Below are 17,906 nucleotides of genomic sequence, written 5' to 3'. Positions count from 1 at the left end.
AAGAGAATATTATTTTAGATAAAAAAATTAGGTTAACTGCAGCCTTATATTTTTTTGTTTGTTTATGATTCAGTTTGTTTCGTTTTTTTTAAGCTATAGATGATAAAATAGATTCCCATTATTATAAAGGGAATACTTAAAATTTGACCCATATTTAATTTCATTCCTTCTTCAAAATCTACTTGATTTATTTTAACAAACTCAATTAGCATTCTCATTATAAAAATTAAAGTGATGGATAAACCAAAGTAAAAACCATTACCTAGCTTTATTTTTTTAGATTTATAAATACTAAAAACGATAATGAAGATTACTAAATAAGAGATTGCTTCATAAAGTTGTGCTGGATGCCTTGGTATGTTGTCAATTCGTTTAAAAATAAAAGCCCAAGGTAGGGAAGTTGGGTTTCCAATCATCTCGGAGTTCATTAGGTTTGCTAGTCTTATGAATGTAGCTCCAAGTGGAGCAACAATAGCAATTAAGTCAAGTATTGTGATGTATTTTATAGTATACTTTTTAGAATATAAATAAAGAGCAATTAATAAACCAATTGTTCCTCCGTGACTTGCTAAACCGGCATAACCACTAAACTTATAGTCACCATTTATATTTTGTTGAATGGGTAAAATAATTTCTAATAGGTGTTTAGAATAATAGTCAAAATCATAAAAAAAACAGTGCCCTAATCTAGCGCCTACAAATATACCTACAATACCGTAAACAAATAAAGCCTCATGAGCTTCATTTGTTAGTTTTTCATGTTTAAAAATTCCTTTTAAAATATACATAGATAATAATAAACCACTAATAAATAGTAGGCCATAATACTTTAAAGGAAAACCAAAAATAGTGATAATTTCAGGATCGAAATCCCAGTTAATGTAAGTTGCAATCATAATTTAATTTTATAGTTTTATAATTTTTAATTGAACACTAAATACGCTTTTCTATTTAAGTAATGGTATTAGTACGTCAATTTTAGAGGCCTGTTTTTTAATTTTTTTTTAGTTGATGAGTGGTGTAAAATAATATGCCTAATACAACTGTAAAACCTAGAATTATTAATGAAAATAATTCAAATATTGATTCTCCAATATATTTATTTTCACCAAAGCACGGATTTTCATATCCCCAATTATTTCTATCGCTGATTCCTTCATCTTCATAATTTACACAAGCCAAATATTCAGGAAATACTATACCTAAATAAAATAGAATAAAAGGAATGTAAACTACAAGAAGTGTAATGATAACACTTTTTATAATTTTCAATTTTAATTTTTGTTGCATAACTTGTGATTATAAAACTACGTACAGTTATTCTCAATATTAATTTGTTAATCGAAAATTTAGTAGTTTTATTAGCAATGCTAAATTATAAAAAATAGCTTACGAAAAATAAAAAAAAACATCGTAAAAATAGTTCGGTATTGTGTGATAAATAGTCTATTAATGTAAAAATGAACTCGCAACTAAAAAAAAATAGAATACATATAATATTCATTCTGTATTTCCAAATGGGGTTTAATTAATAAACACTCTTGTTATTTTTCATTTCAGAAGTATACCTCATAAAGCTCACTTTTTTTGAGACCTTTTTAGCGTTATAAACTATGTTAAAAGTCAGCTACTAATCTAAACTAACAATAGTAAGTCCTTATCTTTGTTAGACAACTTTATTGAAATCGAAAAATAAAAAAGCATGATATTAAACAGTAAATTTATTCTCGAAGGAGCTTTACAGCAAAAGTTTGCTATGGATTTAACTTATTCTGAATCTCAGGATCAAAAAGGAGTAATTGTTTTTTGTCATGGATTTAAGGGTTTTAAAGATTGGGGTTGTTGGCAAATGGTGGCTGATTATTTTGTGGATAATGGTTTTGCTTTTTTAAAGTTTAATTTTTCACACAACGGAATGGGTTTAGAAGATTCAGTCGAATTTAACGCACTAGATAAATTTGCTACCAATACTTTGGGTAAGGAAATGCAAGATATTCAAAGTGTAGAACAGTTTATAGTAAACGAATTACCAACAATATTACCCATAATAAACACCGATAAAATTTTTATTATTGGTCATAGTAAAGGAGGTGTTTCGGCATTGCTGTATTGTACCCAATACGATACGAAAATTAAGAAGGTTTGTACGTGGGCGAGTCCATTTGATTTTCATCGTTCTTGGAATTCAAAATTCATCGACAAGTGGCGAGCAGATGGTGTGCAGTATATTAAAAATGCGCGAACCAATCAAATGATGCCTTTAGATATAAGCGTTTTGAACGATTTAGACAATAATAAAGAAATTTACAGTTTGGTTAATGCGAGTCAGCAACTCCAAATTCCCTATTTGATTATTCAAGGAACAAATGATCAAGCGGTTAAAATGGAGGAATTTAATTTGTTAAAGAAATATTTTAGTAAAGCAAAAACGCATGTTATTGATGATGCTAATCATGTTTTTGGTGGTTCACATCCTTATGAAGGATCAGATTTGCCAGAACATACTCAAGAATTGGTTCGCGTGACTAAGGATTTTTTCTTGTAGATGGTATATGGTCAAAAGTAAATATTAATCTGCTTTTTGATTATAATGAGCTTCCTTAAAAATCCAAATTTAGATTGTAAAAATAAAAAAGCTTCGCTAATTATTTAATTAACGAAGCTTTTTTCATAATGAAAGGTTATTTTAAATGAGCGCTTTTTTTCTAAAAATATAAGAGATTATAAGTGCAATAAAAGCAATTATCGCTAGAAGTTGTTCTCCGTCATTTACCATAATATGGGCGAAAAACGCTAAAACTACAGCAAAGAAAAATGCAGCGTAAGCCCATTCTTTTATAATATTGAATTTTGGACTCCAAATAGCAATCAAACCTAAAAGTTTCGCTGTAGCATACGGGTAAATGATATAGGTAGGATAACCTAATTTTACGAATTCAGTTTTTACATAGTCGTGATTAAAGAAATACATTCCAGAAGATAGTAATATCACCATTGTAAAAATGATAGTTGCTGCGTAATATATTATTTTATTTTTATTCATAATAGTATGCTTTTTTTTTAGGTGTTAATAAATATTGATCATGGCCAAAGATATCAAAGTAACCAATAAATAAGTAGTTTTCACCCGTAAGTAATTTTTTTGCTAGTTTAGTTAGACTGTGTGTGTATAAAGTACTTACCTAATTGAAATAACCGGTATGTTTTAAAAATTAAAAAGGGTTACTCTAATTCCAATCTTTCAATACGGTTGCCAATAGTAAATTCTTTCATTTCTGATTCCAGAATACTAAAATCTTCTTGTTGTACTTTTCTAATTATAGCTCCGTTTCTCATCAAGTAAATCTCATCGCAAGTGGTGGCTAATGTCGAAAATATGTGAGATGACATAAGTATTGTTTTGTCTAATTCCTTGAGTTTATGAATAATTTCGGTAATAATTACATTGCTTTGAATGTCTACTCCGTTAAAAGGTTCATCTAAAATAAATAAATCGTTTTTTTGGATTAAAATAGCCGTTAACGCTAATTTTTTTTTCATTCCAGTAGAGTAAGTTGAAGCATATTGATTCAGGGGTAAATCAAATATATTTTGTTTTTCAATATTTGGAACTACTTGATTTCGTGCATTTGCAAGTAATTGAATGTATTCTTTAGCTGTTATTTTCGAAAAAAAGAAAGGCTCAGTTAGTAGTAATCCTAAATGATTTTTTAAAGTGTCAAACTCAGACTCTATTGTGCCATCATATGATTCTAGCCCTGCTATACACCTAAATAAAGTGGTTTTTCCTGCTCCATTTTCTCCAACGATACCATATACTTTACCTTTTTTAAATTCAATGTCAATGTTGTTTAGTGCTTGTTTTTTTCCAAAAGATTTGGAAAGCTTGTTGATTTTAATCATTCTAAAATAGTATTTAATCGCTTAATAGATTGGAAATAAAAAAACGGAATTACGATAAGTATTATTGGAGGGAAAATAAAAGTTGAGGCGACTATTATTCCGTGAGTTAGGTTTTTGTCATTAGGAAAAGAAACATATTTGGCATAGATAACCATAACTAAATAAGCATAGCATAATAAAATAGATCCAATTATAAAATCGACTTGATCAAAAAAGAAAATACTTAGCAGTGTTATTGCTGGGATCACTAATAGTGTAAAATTAAATAAGGCTATTTTGATTTTCTTTAAAAGAAATTCTTTAGGGGATAAACTAAAATTCCATACATAGTATTCGTTTTCTATTTTTGAATAATAAGAACAGCAAATAAGACCAATTACTAGAATAGCAAAAATTCCAAGATTAAAGTTGCTCACTTTAACAGCGATAAAAGCCAACAAATAAGCAAATGGAAAAACAAAAAAGGTGTTTCTAAAACCTACAGTAAACTCAAAAGGTTTTTTACCAAAAGGTGTGGGAACTGTAAAGTTCAATCGAGTATTAAAATTAAAAACTACAAGAAATAATGGTGATGTTATTAGAATGAGGGCAATGAGAATTTCCTGTTTGTAAATCGCAAAAAGAATGAAAGGAGTCGCGAAAATTAAGTTTTCTATAATTCGCAATTTGAAATATTTCTGTTTATCAAAAATAGATTTCAAAAAATCATTTCGTGCCTTTTCATTAAGTTTTGAGATAAAGCTCCATGCAATTAAAATATAAACATAACCAGCGAACGCTGTTTTAGAAAATAAATAACTCGATAGCAACACGAAAACACAAGGGATCACTATATAGGCAATTAAAAGCGCTAGTCCAAAGTCAATTAATTGTCTATTGAGCATTTTAAATTGAAGTTGGAAGTAATTTATCATGCTTTTGTTTTAGTTCAGATTGATTATTGTTTCCTCTAAATTAAATGTAGGTAAATTTTAATTTGATACTTGAAGCCGAGCTGACTTTGAAGAATAGATTAATAAATGGATACTTTTTATTATTGAAATTTCCGCTATTATTTATATTCTTTACTGACTACTTTACTTTTTTTTACTTCGGCGTATTGACAAAAAAATAATGAAATGAAATAAAAATGTATGCTTGAAGATTTATGATGATCTGCTTGAAGAAAGTTAGTATTATTTCTTTTAAATTTTAATAGAAAAAGTTTACTGATACAAGAATATACAATTTGGATGATTCAACTGTTATTGTATCAATACCTTTTAGTGTTTTCTATTAGATACAAAATGAGTAATATACTTATTGAAAGGATAATCATTGTGAGCCAAAAAGTAAGTTTTGAAGATGGTATAAAAGCCTCGTCATCGAGTTGTTTTTCTGTTTTTTTGAATTTGATGTAGGCGAGTAATAGTACAATTGCTCCTACAGCTACTAATATTATTCCTATAATCGATGAATAACCATGTTGCGGAGGAAGTGTGGTGTTTTTACCAAGTAGAAGTGAGATTTGCTTGATAAACAAAGAAAACTTTACCACTACAAATCCAAAAGCCATGATTCCGATACTGGTTCTAATCCAAGCTAGAAGCGTGCGTTCGTTAGCGAGGTGCTCTCTTGCATTTTGTGGATTAATTGGTTTTTTTGTTTTGCTGCTGTCGTTATTTTTTATCTCTTCCATTTTTTTGTTATATAATACCTATTGACAATTTAGTTAACTACAAAAATAAACTTTACGGCCTAGCTATTCTATGGGCTTGGTACTAATTACAATTCCAGTTAATAGGTCGTCATTTACAAATGATAGTTTGTAATAAATGGTATCTATTGAGAATTCTACAACCATGAATGCGCTACTTTCAGTATCGCTTACTTCATAAGATTCTTGATAACGGACTGCTTTGTATTTTTTAAATTTATAAAAACACTCTTCTGCGTTAGATTGATTAAATTGAAGCCCTAATGGCAATCCTGCAACAATCGTTTTAGTGAAATTGTTAATTGTAATGCTTTCACTACCATCATTCATTTGAGCAAAGTTTAAGAAAAAATCACTGCTTTGTGACCATTGAAAATAAAAGCCTTGCTCACAAGAAGAACAATCTAGCGGTCTAGGTTGAAAACCTAAATGTTTAGTAAAAAAACCTGCATTAGTAGGTAGTGTGATTGTTTTGTTGGCGTTTAGAAGTGAATTCAGTTTTAATGAATTAGGGGTTTCTTGTGCTAATGAGGCTATACTAAAGAATATAGAAAGGAATAGTAATTTGGTTTTCATATTTTTTTAATGTTGTAATGTTATTTAAGGTGATATGTATCTTAAAATCCAAATATATTAATAATATTTTTAGTATAAATAATCATTTGGGTTATTATAGCTCTTTTTAATTACAACTACGTATTTTGCGTTAGGGTTAGTAACGGCTTCCTTTTTGTCGCTTTTTTGCGACAGAAAGATATAGTGAATAGCCTAACCTCACTGTAACGGAGTGGAAGCGAGGATACGCCCAAAGTATCCTAATAAAAGCCCGAATTATTATTTATAAATCGGACTTTTAAGTTGTTATACTAGCTGCTTTTAGGAATTTTTAAGTTTGCTACCTATTTCAGTTTTCCTTGTGAAAAAAGTCTACGAATTTCTTTTTTGTCAAATTTACCCACACTTGTTTTTGGAATTTCATTCAGATAAACATAGTCTCTAGGAATTTGATATTTTACAAACTCTCTGTCCAGAAAAGCTATTAAATCGGCATCTGTAGTCAGTTTTTCTTTATTGACTAAGACAATTGTAGCTAGTGGTTTTTCGACCCATTTTTCGTCTGGGATGGCAATTACAGCTGCTTCTCGAATGTTTGGATGTGCCATTAATGCCGACTCTAATGCTACGCTTGATATCCATTCACCACCACTTTTTATAAGGTCTTTGGTTCTGTCTTTAATTTCCATATATCCATCAGGATCTATCGTGCTTACATCACCTGTTTTAAACCAACCATCGTTTGTAAAACTTTCTTGATTATTAGTTTTAAAATAGGAATTGATTACCCAAGCTCCTTTTATTTGTAGTTCTCCCATGGTCTTACCATCCGAAGGAGCTAGTGTCCCTTCATCAGTCATAATTCTAATTTCGACTCCAGGAAAAGCAAACCCTTGCTTGGCGCGAATGTCTAATTTCTCAGTAGTGGATAAATTGTTATGCTGAGGTTGTAATCTAGAAACAGTGCCTAAAGGAGATGTTTCTGTCATTCCCCAAGCTTGTACGCCTTTGATTCCAAAATCTTTTTCAAATCCTTCAATAAGGCTTTTGGGTAAGGCAGAACCGCCAACTAGATATTCTTGAAGTGCTAGTTTTTCTTTTGGTGGGTTTTCCTTCATAGCATGATACACGCCTAGCCAGATGGTCGGTACTCCATTTGCTTTGGTAACTTTTTCTGCTTGGAGAATAGAAATAAGCGCCTCGGGTTGTAAATTTGAGGAAGGTAGTACCATATTTGATCCAGACAACAAACACAAGTAGGGGAACCCCCAAGCCATGACATGAAACTGTGGGACAATTAATAGGAGTGTATCCTCATTGCTGAAATTACCGGCATTGGGTGATATAATATTAGTTGCATGCAAATAAGTCGATCGGTGCGAATATAAAACCCCTTTTGGTAAACCCGTTGTTCCGCTGGTATAACACATGCCACAGGCGTCGTTTTCGTTTAATATTGGCCATTGGTATTCTTCGGACTGGTCTGCCAGTAAATCGTCATAGTGTATTGTATTTTGCAAGGTTGTTTTAAAATCTTTTGGGGCATTTAGCAACACATAACACTCTACTGTTTCGAGTAGTGGTGCAATTTTTTCTAGTAATGGGACTAAGGTTGCGTCTACAAAAATAACTCGGTCTTCGGAATTATTGATTATATATTGGGTTTGGCTACTTGATAGTCTAATATTTATAGGATGACAAACGGCTCCAATACCTGATATTCCATAGTATAATTCGACATGGGAGGAATGGTTCCACGCAAAAGTACCGACTATATCTCCAGGATTGATTCCTAATTTTTTTGTCAACGCATTAGCTAATTTTTTACAGCGCTTGTACATATCGCTAAAAAGATACTCGTGTCGAGTTCCGTCAGGCAGATAGGTTATTATTTTTTTATGATGGTAAACGCTGTTGCCATATTCAAGAATAGTTGTAGTTGTAAGTGGATAATTCATCATTAAGCTTTCCATTCCAAAAAAATTAAAATTAGTGTTCAATCCCATTATGATAATTGCTGTAGAATACGCAATCGGTTTTCTATTTGACTTTAACGATAGTAATTATTTACTGTTAGTAGTGTCAAATTTATGATACCTCTTGCTAATTTAGTCATTTTTTAATCAGGTTAAGAATAGGAATCAAAATTTGCTGCTAAGTTTATTTTTAAAAATAAATTCAGTAGCATTAAAAACTTTTTTAGTTCAAATTGTCGTTTTGGCTTTGAAGACTTATTTTTAATTGTAATAGTGTAGTTTTGCGTTAGGGATAGTAACGGCATCCTTTGTGTCGCTTTTTTGCGACACAAAGATATAGTGGATAGCCCGCCCAACTTAGCAGCGTGGAGGGACGACAAAGCGCTAAGGCAGGGAACGCCCAAAAGGAGGTTTTAATCAAATAGTGGTTTTTGATTGTTGAATTTTTGGATGTTTAGGAGTATCTTAAAATGCGAATAAATTGGCATTGCGTATTAGTTTTTAGGGTAATTGCTAAATCTTAATTAATTTTTGTTGTTATGTAATTTTCAAATTGTGTAATTAACCTATCTTTGCGCTTCCGAACTATCGGGAGAAAAACGTTACTATGAAATTTGATTTATTAAAAAAAGACCCGTTGTCTAAAGCCAGAGCGGGAAGTATTACTACGGATCACGGGGTTATTGAAACGCCTATTTTTATGCCTGTAGGTACTGTAGCTTCGGTAAAAGGGGTGCACCAAAGAGAATTAAAAGAAGATATTAACCCAGATATTATCTTGGGAAATACGTACCATTTATATTTACGTCCGAAAGTTGAAATTTTAGAAAAAGCGGGCGGATTGCATAAATTCATGAATTGGGATCGCAATATTTTGACTGATTCAGGTGGTTACCAAGTGTATTCACTATCGGCTAACCGAAAAATTAAGGAAGAAGGAGTAAAGTTTAAATCACATATTGACGGATCTTACCACTTTTTTACACCAGAGAATGTAATGGAAATTCAGCGTTCCATAGGTGCTGATATTATCATGGCTTTTGATGAATGTACGCCATACCCATGCGATTATAATTACGCTAAACGCTCTATGAAAATGACGCACCGATGGTTAGACCGTTGTGTGAATCATCTTGAAAAAGTGCCTGTAAAATATGGTTATGACCAAGCGTTTTTCCCTATTGTTCAAGGGAGTTGTTATAAAGATTTACGCCAGCAATCAGCGGAGTATATTGCAAATTCAAACCAAGTAGGAAATGCTATTGGAGGACTTTCTGTAGGGGAGCCTGCTGAGGAAATGTATGCCATGACTGAGGTAGTTTGTGAAATCCTGCCTGAGGATAAACCACGTTACTTAATGGGAGTAGGAACACCTATTAATATTTTAGAGAATATAGCGTTAGGTGTGGATATGTTTGACTGTGTAATGCCTACGCGTAATGCAAGAAACGGAATGTTGTTCACGGCAAATGGTACGATTAACATCAAAAATAAAAAATGGGAGGCTGATTTTTCTCCTATTGATGAGATGGGAATTACATTTGTAGATACTGAATATACTAAAGCGTATTTGCGTCATCTTTTTGCCGCTAATGAATACTTAGGAAAACAAATTGCTACGATTCATAATCTTGGATTCTATATGTGGTTGGTTCGTGAAGCTAGAAAACATATCTTAGCAGGTGATTTTAAGCCTTGGAAAGAAATGATGGTAAAAAATATGGATCAAAGACTTTAAAATATATTGATTTGTTTCATCGTTATGCGGTTAAATGATGAAAAAAATAAACGATTAAATTTTCCTATGTTAACAATAATAGATAGATACATCCTGAAACGATACTTAACCACATTTGCGGCTATGTTGTTGATGTTTATTCCTATTGGGATTATTATTGATGTCTCAGAGAAAGTGAATAAAATGATAGAGAACAAGATTCCGTTGATGGAAATTGCGATCTATTACTATCATTTCACTATTTATTTTGCTAATTCGCTCTTTCCTATATTCCTGTTTTTATCCATTATTTGGTTTACTTCAAAATTGGCTAACAACACAGAGATTATAGCTATTCTAAGTTCCGGAATTTCGTTTACACGTTTTTTAAGACCCTATATTATAGGGGCTTCAATTATTTCAGTATTTGTACTGATTATGGGTTTTTATGTTGTTCCTAAATCCAGTGAAGGGTTTAATTATTTTAGGTACACTTATCTTAAAGGAGGCGGTAAACAAGCCATGATGGGGAATAATACGGATGTCTACCGGCAAATTAATGATAATGAGTTTATTTATGTCAATAGTTTCAATACAGAGTCTAAAGTAGCTTTTAATTTTGCTTTAGAGCGATTTGAAAAAGAGAAATTAGTTTCTAAAATTACTGCTAGCAGGATAAAATGGAACCCAAAGGACAGTACCTACACGATGTTTGATTATACCAAAAGGACGATAGGTGCGTTAGGAGATAAGATTGAAAAATCACCTGAGAAAAAGACGAAGTTTACTTTTGATCTTGAAGACTTGACTCCTGTTGTCTATATTGCAGAAACGTTGAGTCTAGATAAATTAAATAAATTTATTGATAAACAAAAAAAACGAGGTTCCTCAGATATCAATGTATATATGGTGGTTTTGTATAAAAAATACAGTGTGCCTGTTTCGGCGTTTATCTTGACCATTATTGCTGTTTCGGTTTCTTCTATGAAAAGAAGGGGAGGGATGGGAATGAATTTAACCATTGGGATTGCTATTGCTTTCGGATATGTTTTCTTTGACAAGATATTTGGAACCATTGCAGAGAAATCTACTTTTTCACCCTTTTTAGCGGTTTGGTTTCCCAACATCTTTTTCGGAATATTAGCTATATTTTTATTACGCAATGCAAAACGATAAGTTCAAAAGTTACCTAAGCCTTCATTTAATTGTGTTTATTTGGGGATTTACAGCCATTTTAGGGGCGTTGATAACCATAAGTGCTGATGCTATTGTATGGTTTAGAATGTTATTAGCTGGAGGTTTTCTAGGGTTGTTTATTATTTTTAAGAAAAAATCTTTTAAAATTCCTACTACGGCTTTTTTTAAACTCGTTTTTGTTGGGCTATTGATTGCCTTGCATTGGATTACTTTTTTTCACGCCATTCACGTTTCTAATGTTTCTATAACCTTATCAATTTTTTCATTAGGGGCTTTTTTTGCGTCTTTATTGGAGCCACTTTTTTATGGTCGAAAAATACTCTGGTACGAAGTTTTCTTTGGACTTATCATTATCGCTGGTCTTGCGATGATTATGAAAGTAGAAGTGAATTATTACGAAGGGATGGTTTTTGCATTAATATCCATAATATTAGGGGTTTTATTCACGCTTATGAATGGCAAGTTGATTCATAAACATGATTCAGCAGTTATATCGTTTTACGAATTCATGGCGGGAGTTTTTTTCATAACTATTTACTTTTTATTCCAAAATAAATTCACAGCAGACTTTTTTGAAATCAACCTTAAAAATTGGGCGTTGTTGTTAGTTCTAGCTTCAATTTGTACTGCTTATGCTTTTACTGCTTCGGTTAAAGTAATGGAGAAATTAAGTCCATATACAGTGATGCTGACTACAAATTTAGAGCCTGTTTACGGAATCATTTTAGCTTATTTTATCATTGGAGGAAAAGAAAAAATGAGTTTCTCCTTTTACGTAGGTGCCGTCATAATTATCATAACCGTTATCCTTAACGGAATTATAAAACACCGAATAAAACCAAAAAACACTCCAGTTGTAAGCAATTAATAGTTGTTACTGAATGTCTGGTCTGAATTTTTTAATATATCAATACTAAAAACAAAAATTTTTATAATGAAAAAACTCTTTTTTTTAAAACCAATATTAAACTTCTTTTTAATTGGATTACTGATCACAACTTTAAGTAGGTTTGTTCTCTTTATTATATTTAAGGACCGTGTGGTACAAACAGAAGATTATTGGATGATTTTTCCAATAGGTTTGCGTATGGATATCATTTTGTTATCTTATATTTCGTTTTTACCAGCCTTATTATTATCTGTTTTGCCAGATAATTATTTGCAAAAAATCAAACGTTTTTTTACAGTTTATTTTCTGACTTTTTTGTTTTTAATTCTGTTTATGGAATTAGCGAGTCACGATTTTATTAATGAATACGATACGCGACCAAATAAATTATTTATTGACTATCTAATTTATCCTAAAGAAGTAATGGGCACTTTGGTAAAAAGCTATTTAGGATCTATGATTTTTTCTTTCTTGTTGCTAACCGTAGCATTATACTTTAGTATTAAAAAAGCGGGGGTATTATTCTTTCCAAAATTTACAATGTATCGTACAAAATTAATGTTATTTCCTTTAGTTGCTTTTTTGTTATTTTTGGGAGCAAGATCTAGTTTAATTTCTAAGCGACCTATAAACGCTAGTAATGCTATATTTTCTACAGACCAATTGACTAATAATTTAGGATTGAATTCACTTTACACAGTAGGATTTGCTTTGTATTCAATAAAGAATGAAGGAAATGCTGAAAAAATGTATGGTAAGATGGATGCTAATGAAGCGCTATCTCGTGTGAAGAAATATATGAATGTTGATGAAGCCGCCTTCACCGATCCCGATTTGCCTTTAATGCACTTACAAAAAACGGATAGTGCTATTGCTAGACCTTACAATGTAGTGGTTTTTTTACAAGAAAGTTTAGGAGCGGAATATGTAGGGAGTCTTGGTGGATTGCCGTTAACGCCAGAATTTGATAAGCTAACTAAAGAGGGAATGTTATTCACAAACATGTATGCAACAGGAACGAGAAGTGTTCGCGGAATCGAAGCGGTGATTACTGGTTTCTTGCCATCACCATCTGAAAGTGTGGTGAAATTGAGTAACTCTCAAACGGGTTTTTATACGCTTGCGCAAAATTTTAAAGAAAAAGGATACCAAACGAGTTTTATTTACGGTGGTATGGCTAACTTTGATAATATGGCTTCCTTTTTTAATGGAAATGGTTTTTCGAAAATAATTGAAGAAAATGATTACGATAGTAAAAAAGCTGCTTTTAAAGGGACTTGGGGATATTCTGATGAGGATTTAGTAGTGAAAGCAAATGAATATTTTAAATCTCAAGGTGATAAACCCTTCTTTTCATTGATGTTTTCAACTTCAAATCACGAACCATTTGAATTTCCTGATGGCCGAATTAAATTATATGATAAAGAGAAAAATACCGTCCATAATGCAATGAAATATGCTGATTTCTCAATTGGTAAGTTCTTTGAAATGGCTAAGAAGGAGCCTTATTTTAAAAACACTATTTTCCTAATTATAGCAGATCACAATACGCGTACTTACGGTAAAAATTTAGTGCCTATTAATAAATTTCATATTCCAGCATTAATTATAGGGCCAGATGTTCCTAAAGGAGTTGATTATGCAAAATTGTGTAGTCAAATTGATATTGCTCCTACGTTATTGAATTTTATAGGGATGGATTTAAATAATCCAATGCCAGGTAGAAACCTGATGAAATTACCTGCAACCACAACTGGAAGGGCGATTATGCAGTTTCATAACAATAATGCTTTTAGAGTAGGTAATGAAGTTGTAATTTTACAGCCTAATAAAGAACCATTGCAGTTTAAAATGGAAAATGATACTGTTTTGATACCAACAAAACTAAATCCAGAAATGGCAAAAGATGCTTTGGCACATATTACGGCAGCTTCTTATTTGTATAAAGAGCGAAAATACAAGACTAAAGAACAAAAATAAAACGATAATAAATACGTGTTTTAAGACTGATTATTAGTGTTTTATTCTTTTAAACCAGTTTTAACAAAGAGCAATTGTTTTGATTGTATCTTTATAGTCACGTACTAAAGTAAAAAATAAGAGGTTGTAAATGATTTAATATTTTATATTTGCAGTCCAAATAAACAACTAAAACGCACAAATACTATGGAATATTTAGATTTTGAGCTTCCAATAAAAGAACTAGAAGATCAGTTAGAAAAGTGTCAAGTTATTGGTCAAGAATCAAATGTTGATGTTTCAACTACTTGCAAACAAATCAATAAGAAACTTATAGATACTAAAAAGCATATTTATAAGAACTTGACTGCTTGGCAGCGTGTACAATTATCAAGACACCCTAGTAGACCTTATACTTTAGATCATATAAAAGCACTTTGTGGAGAAACTTTCTTAGAGCTTCATGGTGATAGAGGTTTTGCTGATGACAAAGCCATGATAGGTGGTTTAGGTAAAATAGGCGGACAGTCATTTATGATTGTTGGACAACAAAAAGGATACAATACTAAAACACGTCAATATAGAAATTTTGGGATGGCAAATCCTGAAGGATATCGTAAAGCTTTGCGTTTGATGAAAATGGCAGAGAAATTTGGTATTCCAGTACTAACATTGATAGATACTCCGGGTGCTTATCCAGGTCTTGAAGCCGAAGAGCGTGGACAAGGAGAAGCGATCGCTAGAAATATTTTTGAAATGGTACGATTAAAAGTACCTATCATTACTATTATTGTAGGTGAGGGAGCTTCTGGAGGAGCTTTAGGAATAGGTGTAGGTGACCGTGTTTATATGCTAGAAAACACTTGGTATTCGGTTATTTCACCAGAGTCATGCTCTTCTATTTTATGGAAAAGTTGGGAGTACAAAGAACAAGCTGCTGAGGCTTTGAAATTGACTTCATCTGATATGAAAAGACAAAAACTTATTGATGATATTATCCCTGAGCCATTAGGTGGTGCTCATTATGATAGACCTACCACATTTAAGGCTGTAGAGGAATATGTTTTAAAAGCATACGGTGAGTTGAAAGACTTGTCAACAGAAAAATTAATCACTCAAAGGATGGATAAATACAGTAAAATGGGTGAATACAAAGAATAATATGTTACAAACTAAATTTAAATCCGAAACTCTTTAGTTTCGGATTTTTTTTTGGAGTTATGAACAAAAATAAAGCACTTATAAACAATTTTTTGTAATAACTCAAAAGAAATAATTTTTAAATTTATGTTACTTTTGCAGTATGGAGAATTTCAAAAATATAAACCCTGTAAAGGTTGATAAAACAACAATAATTAGCTTAGAAAAAGGAAAATTGCCACCACAAGTACTTGAACTTGAAGAAGCAGTTCTTGGAGCAATGATGATTGATAAAAAAGGGGTTGATGATGTAATTGATATTCTACAACCAGATGCCTTTTATAAAGACGCACACAAGCATATTTTTGAAGCAATTGTACAATTGTTTACAGAGACACAGCCAATCGATTTATTGACTGTATCAGCACAATTAAAGAAAAACGGAAAATTAGATTTAGCGGGTGGTGATTTTTATTTAATCCAGCTTACGCAAAAGATATCCTCATCGGCACATATTGAATTTCACTCCCGTATCATTCTTCAAAAATTTATTCAAAGGAGTTTGATTCGTATTTCATCAGAAATTATCGAAGATTCTTATGATGACTCTGCTGATGTATTTGATTTATTAGATAAAGCCGAATCAAAACTATACGAAGTTACCCAAGGGAATATCAAACGTAGTTCAGAAACGGCACAAAGTTTAGTATTGCAAGCAAAGAAACGTATTGAAGAAATTGCTGGTCAAGAAGGATTAAGTGGTGTAGCAACCGGGTTTGAAAAATTAGATAAAATTACCTCAGGATGGCAACCAAGTGATTTAATTATCATTGCAGCGAGACCTGCAATGGGAAAAACAGCATTTGTATTGTCTATGGCGCGTAACATGGCTATTGATTTTGGGATGCCAGTCGCATTATTCTCTCTGGAGATGGCATCGGTACAGTTAATTACGCGTTTAATTTCGTCAGAAACAGGTTTGTCTTCTGAAAAATTACGTACTGGAAAATTAGAAAAACACGAATGGGAGCAATTAAGTACTAAAGTAAAGAACTTAGAAAAAGCCCCCTTGTTTATAGATGATACGCCATCGCTTTCTATCTTTGATTTAAGAGCAAAAGCAAGACGATTAGTATCACAACACGGAATCAGAATTATCATCGTAGATTATTTGCAATTAATGACTGCAGGTGGGAACGGTAAAGGAGGAGGAAACCGTGAACAAGAGATCTCTACAATTTCCCGAAACTTAAAAGCATTAGCAAAGGAATTGAATGTTCCTGTTATTGCATTATCCCAGCTATCGCGTGCGGTAGAGACACGTGGATCAAGTAAACGACCGTTACTATCTGACCTTCGTGAATCAGGAGCTATCGAACAAGATGCCGATATCGTATCGTTCTTATACCGTCCAGAATATTATAAAATAGACGAATGGGATGATGATGAAGCTTCCCCTACAGCAGGCCAAGCAGAGATTATGATTGCAAAGCACCGTAATGGTAGTATTGAAAACGTGAGACTTAAATTTATAGGACATCTTGGTAAATTTGACAACTTAGAAGACTTTACAGGGGGTTATGATGATTTACCGTCTTCAATGAATCAGGATGATAATTCAGCCATCACTAAAAGTCTTCCTTCTGCACATGAAGCTTTTGGAAGTAATTTAAATGACGACGACGACGACGATGATATGCCGTTTTAGAAAAAAAAAGCTTATTAATTTAAGCTTTTTTTACGTTTAATTAATAGTTAACTGTGTAAATAGCTGCTTTTTGTGTGTTGAAACGCTAAAAATTTGTAGTTTAGCACAACTATTAACAAACCTTTTAACTATTAACCAATAAAACGCAAAAAATGGCAGAAGAAAAATCACCTAAAAATGTTGCAATTCCTTTATCAACTGCAGAAGTTTGGACAAAAAATCACCGAGATAATTTTTCTGATGAAGGTTCTAAAAAAAGAGTAGATTCTTATTTGATACCAAAAGAAACATTAGAAATGGTTTTGAAGTTAGGTACCTCTAAAGTGAGAGCTTATGTGGGAGTAAATGATAAAAAAGAAAAAACATTAATTTTTGTAGGATCAGAATTAGATAAAGCTACAGGTATTTATCGTGATGTTTTTGGATCAGAGGTTATGGGAGCTGATGGTGCAGCATCAAAAGTTGTTTACGATTTTTCGGAACCAAGTCCTCCTTGTAAACCGGATAATACAAGTCCATTAAATTAAAATACTATTTTGAATTTATTTTTCGTTAATATCGGATATGCCTTATTATTAATGAATACGGTACTCTATTTTAAAGGTTTTTCTAATCAAGGAAAAACCTTTAAAATTTTTACAGTTTATCTTTTAGGCACAGTTTTAATTCAAATAGCATCAAAAACACTTTTGATGCTAAATAATGATAATCTTTTTTTATCTCATTTTTATTTTATAGGTCAGTTTGTGATGTTGAGTTTGTTTTTTAAGAGCTTATTTAAAATAAAGAAACAAAAATTATTGGCAAATTGGATATTATTAATTGGAATAGCTGTTTTAGCAGTTCAATACTCTTTAAGTCCTAATGTTTTTTTTAGATTTAATTTATTCGAAATATTTTTAACTTCTTTTTTAATTATCATATTAGCTGTAGTACATTTATATAATTTATTGACAGAAAAAAAAGTGTTTTATTATTGTACAGTAGGAATGCTACTTTATCTATTTAGTAGTACAGTTCTTTTTTTTGTAGGTAATTTATCGGCTCTTTTGAGTAAAGAATACCAATTATTGCCTTGGACTTTAAATGCGCTCTTGATTATCGTTTACCAGCTATTTATTCTATTCGAATGGAAAAAAAGTTTTTATATAAATCAATATTAAAAA

General features: G+C 31.7%; 17 protein-coding genes. 9 read left to right on the top strand and 8 right to left on the bottom strand.

Annotation, left to right across the window (positions count from 1 at the left end; all coding sequences use genetic code 11):
* Window positions 1-62 precede the first annotated feature (62 nt).
* Both lgt and ACVEGE_RS02325 read right to left on the bottom strand, forming a co-directional pair.
* Window positions 63-896, bottom strand: coding sequence for a prolipoprotein diacylglyceryl transferase (lgt, locus tag ACVEGE_RS02330; RefSeq protein WP_192501658.1), 834 nt, complete (start codon window positions 894-896; stop codon window positions 63-65).
* A gap of 97 nt (window positions 897-993) precedes the next feature.
* Window positions 994-1,290, bottom strand: coding sequence for a hypothetical protein (locus tag ACVEGE_RS02325; protein WP_192501659.1), 297 nt, complete (start codon window positions 1,288-1,290; stop codon window positions 994-996).
* 412 nt (window positions 1,291-1,702) lie between these two features.
* Between ACVEGE_RS02325 and ACVEGE_RS02320 the strand changes: the two genes are divergently transcribed.
* Complete coding sequence (locus ACVEGE_RS02320; RefSeq protein ID WP_192501660.1) at window positions 1,703-2,545, top strand: alpha/beta hydrolase family protein; 843 nt, start codon at window positions 1,703-1,705, stop codon at window positions 2,543-2,545.
* Between the two features lie 141 nt (window positions 2,546-2,686).
* Here ACVEGE_RS02320 and ACVEGE_RS02315 read toward each other — a convergent pair whose 3' ends face one another.
* The 6 genes from ACVEGE_RS02315 to ACVEGE_RS02290 form a co-directional block, all read right to left on the bottom strand.
* Window positions 2,687-3,043: a DoxX family protein gene (locus tag ACVEGE_RS02315; protein WP_192501661.1), complete on the bottom strand. Its 357-nt coding sequence runs from the start codon at window positions 3,041-3,043 to the stop codon at window positions 2,687-2,689.
* A gap of 179 nt (window positions 3,044-3,222) precedes the next feature.
* Window positions 3,223-3,903 (bottom strand): ABC transporter ATP-binding protein, encoded by a 681-nt coding sequence (locus tag ACVEGE_RS02310; protein ID WP_192501662.1) that lies wholly within the window; start codon window positions 3,901-3,903, stop codon window positions 3,223-3,225.
* Complete coding sequence (locus ACVEGE_RS02305) at window positions 3,900-4,817, bottom strand: ABC transporter permease (RefSeq protein ID WP_192501663.1); 918 nt, start codon at window positions 4,815-4,817, stop codon at window positions 3,900-3,902. The genes ACVEGE_RS02310 and ACVEGE_RS02305 overlap by 4 nt, the downstream gene beginning before the upstream one ends.
* A 338-nt stretch (window positions 4,818-5,155) precedes the next feature.
* Window positions 5,156-5,581, bottom strand: a complete 426-nt coding sequence (locus ACVEGE_RS02300; RefSeq protein ID WP_192501664.1) for a YidH family protein — start codon at window positions 5,579-5,581, stop codon at window positions 5,156-5,158.
* Window positions 5,582-5,644: 63 nt separating this feature from the next.
* Window positions 5,645-6,175 carry a hypothetical protein gene (locus tag ACVEGE_RS02295; RefSeq protein ID WP_173856295.1) on the bottom strand — a complete coding sequence of 177 codons (531 nt, stop codon included), beginning with the start codon at window positions 6,173-6,175 and terminating at the stop codon, window positions 5,645-5,647.
* A 323-nt stretch (window positions 6,176-6,498) separates the two neighbouring features.
* Window positions 6,499-8,127, bottom strand: a complete 1,629-nt coding sequence (locus tag ACVEGE_RS02290; RefSeq protein WP_173856296.1) for a long-chain fatty acid--CoA ligase — start codon at window positions 8,125-8,127, stop codon at window positions 6,499-6,501.
* Between the two features lie 610 nt (window positions 8,128-8,737).
* On the opposite strand from ACVEGE_RS02290, the gene tgt reads away from it, so the two are divergent.
* The 8 genes from tgt (at window position 8,738) to ACVEGE_RS02250 (ending at window position 17,903) form a co-directional block, all read left to right on the top strand.
* A complete protein-coding gene (tgt, locus tag ACVEGE_RS02285; protein WP_173852960.1) occupies window positions 8,738-9,868 on the top strand; it encodes a tRNA guanosine(34) transglycosylase Tgt in 1,131 nt (376 codons plus the stop codon).
* A 66-nt stretch (window positions 9,869-9,934) separates the two neighbouring features.
* A complete protein-coding gene (locus ACVEGE_RS02280; protein WP_173856297.1) occupies window positions 9,935-11,023 on the top strand; it encodes an LptF/LptG family permease in 1,089 nt (362 codons plus the stop codon).
* Entirely contained in the window at window positions 11,010-11,912 is a 903-nt protein-coding gene (locus ACVEGE_RS02275; protein WP_173856298.1) for a DMT family transporter, read from the top strand. The genes ACVEGE_RS02280 and ACVEGE_RS02275 overlap by 14 nt, the downstream gene beginning before the upstream one ends.
* Window positions 11,913-11,978: 66 nt before the next feature.
* Complete coding sequence (locus ACVEGE_RS02270) at window positions 11,979-13,913, top strand: LTA synthase family protein (protein WP_173856299.1); 1,935 nt, start codon at window positions 11,979-11,981, stop codon at window positions 13,911-13,913.
* 186 nt (window positions 13,914-14,099) lie between these two features.
* A complete protein-coding gene (locus tag ACVEGE_RS02265) occupies window positions 14,100-15,053 on the top strand; it encodes an acetyl-CoA carboxylase carboxyltransferase subunit alpha (RefSeq protein ID WP_192501665.1) in 954 nt (317 codons plus the stop codon).
* A gap of 142 nt (window positions 15,054-15,195) precedes the next feature.
* Window positions 15,196-16,740 (top strand): replicative DNA helicase, encoded by a 1,545-nt coding sequence (gene dnaB / locus ACVEGE_RS02260; protein WP_192501666.1) that lies wholly within the window; start codon window positions 15,196-15,198, stop codon window positions 16,738-16,740.
* Between the two features lie 152 nt (window positions 16,741-16,892).
* On the top strand, window positions 16,893-17,267 hold the full coding sequence (locus tag ACVEGE_RS02255; RefSeq protein ID WP_173852966.1) for a hypothetical protein: 375 nt from the start codon (window positions 16,893-16,895) through the stop codon (window positions 17,265-17,267).
* Window positions 17,268-17,276: 9 nt separating this feature from the next.
* A complete protein-coding gene (locus ACVEGE_RS02250) occupies window positions 17,277-17,903 on the top strand; it encodes a hypothetical protein (protein WP_225738170.1) in 627 nt (208 codons plus the stop codon).
* The last annotated feature ends 3 nt before the right edge of the window (window positions 17,904-17,906 follow it).

Source organism: Flavobacterium sp. PL002 (assembly GCF_054165825.1).
The sequence above is the reverse complement of the archived record's forward strand: the minus strand, read 5'-3'. Positions and strand labels throughout refer to the sequence as shown.

Excerpts from the sequence above, each read along its gene's own strand:
- ACVEGE_RS02325 (WP_192501659.1), bottom strand. The coding sequence starts at position 1,290 with ATGCAACAAAAATTAAAATTGAAAATTATAAAAAGTGTTATCATTACA.
- tgt (WP_173852960.1), top strand. The coding sequence starts at position 8,738 with ATGAAATTTGATTTATTAAAAAAAGACCCGTTGTCTAAAGCCAGAGCG.
- ACVEGE_RS02310 (WP_192501662.1), bottom strand. The coding sequence starts at position 3,903 with ATGATTAAAATCAACAAGCTTTCCAAATCTTTTGGAAAAAAACAAGCA.
- ACVEGE_RS02270 (WP_173856299.1), top strand. The coding sequence starts at position 11,979 with ATGAAAAAACTCTTTTTTTTAAAACCAATATTAAACTTCTTTTTAATT.
- ACVEGE_RS02315 (WP_192501661.1), bottom strand. The coding sequence starts at position 3,043 with ATGAATAAAAATAAAATAATATATTACGCAGCAACTATCATTTTTACA.
- dnaB (WP_192501666.1), top strand. The coding sequence starts at position 15,196 with ATGGAGAATTTCAAAAATATAAACCCTGTAAAGGTTGATAAAACAACA.
- ACVEGE_RS02255 (WP_173852966.1), top strand. The coding sequence starts at position 16,893 with ATGGCAGAAGAAAAATCACCTAAAAATGTTGCAATTCCTTTATCAACT.
- ACVEGE_RS02300 (WP_192501664.1), bottom strand. The coding sequence starts at position 5,581 with ATGGAAGAGATAAAAAATAACGACAGCAGCAAAACAAAAAAACCAATT.
- ACVEGE_RS02320 (WP_192501660.1), top strand. The coding sequence starts at position 1,703 with ATGATATTAAACAGTAAATTTATTCTCGAAGGAGCTTTACAGCAAAAG.
- ACVEGE_RS02295 (WP_173856295.1), bottom strand. The coding sequence starts at position 6,175 with ATGAAAACCAAATTACTATTCCTTTCTATATTCTTTAGTATAGCCTCA.
- ACVEGE_RS02280 (WP_173856297.1), top strand. The coding sequence starts at position 9,935 with ATGTTAACAATAATAGATAGATACATCCTGAAACGATACTTAACCACA.
- ACVEGE_RS02290 (WP_173856296.1), bottom strand. The coding sequence starts at position 8,127 with ATGGAAAGCTTAATGATGAATTATCCACTTACAACTACAACTATTCTT.
- lgt (WP_192501658.1), bottom strand. The coding sequence starts at position 896 with ATGATTGCAACTTACATTAACTGGGATTTCGATCCTGAAATTATCACT.
- ACVEGE_RS02265 (WP_192501665.1), top strand. The coding sequence starts at position 14,100 with ATGGAATATTTAGATTTTGAGCTTCCAATAAAAGAACTAGAAGATCAG.
- ACVEGE_RS02275 (WP_173856298.1), top strand. The coding sequence starts at position 11,010 with ATGCAAAACGATAAGTTCAAAAGTTACCTAAGCCTTCATTTAATTGTG.
- ACVEGE_RS02305 (WP_192501663.1), bottom strand. The coding sequence starts at position 4,817 with ATGATAAATTACTTCCAACTTCAATTTAAAATGCTCAATAGACAATTA.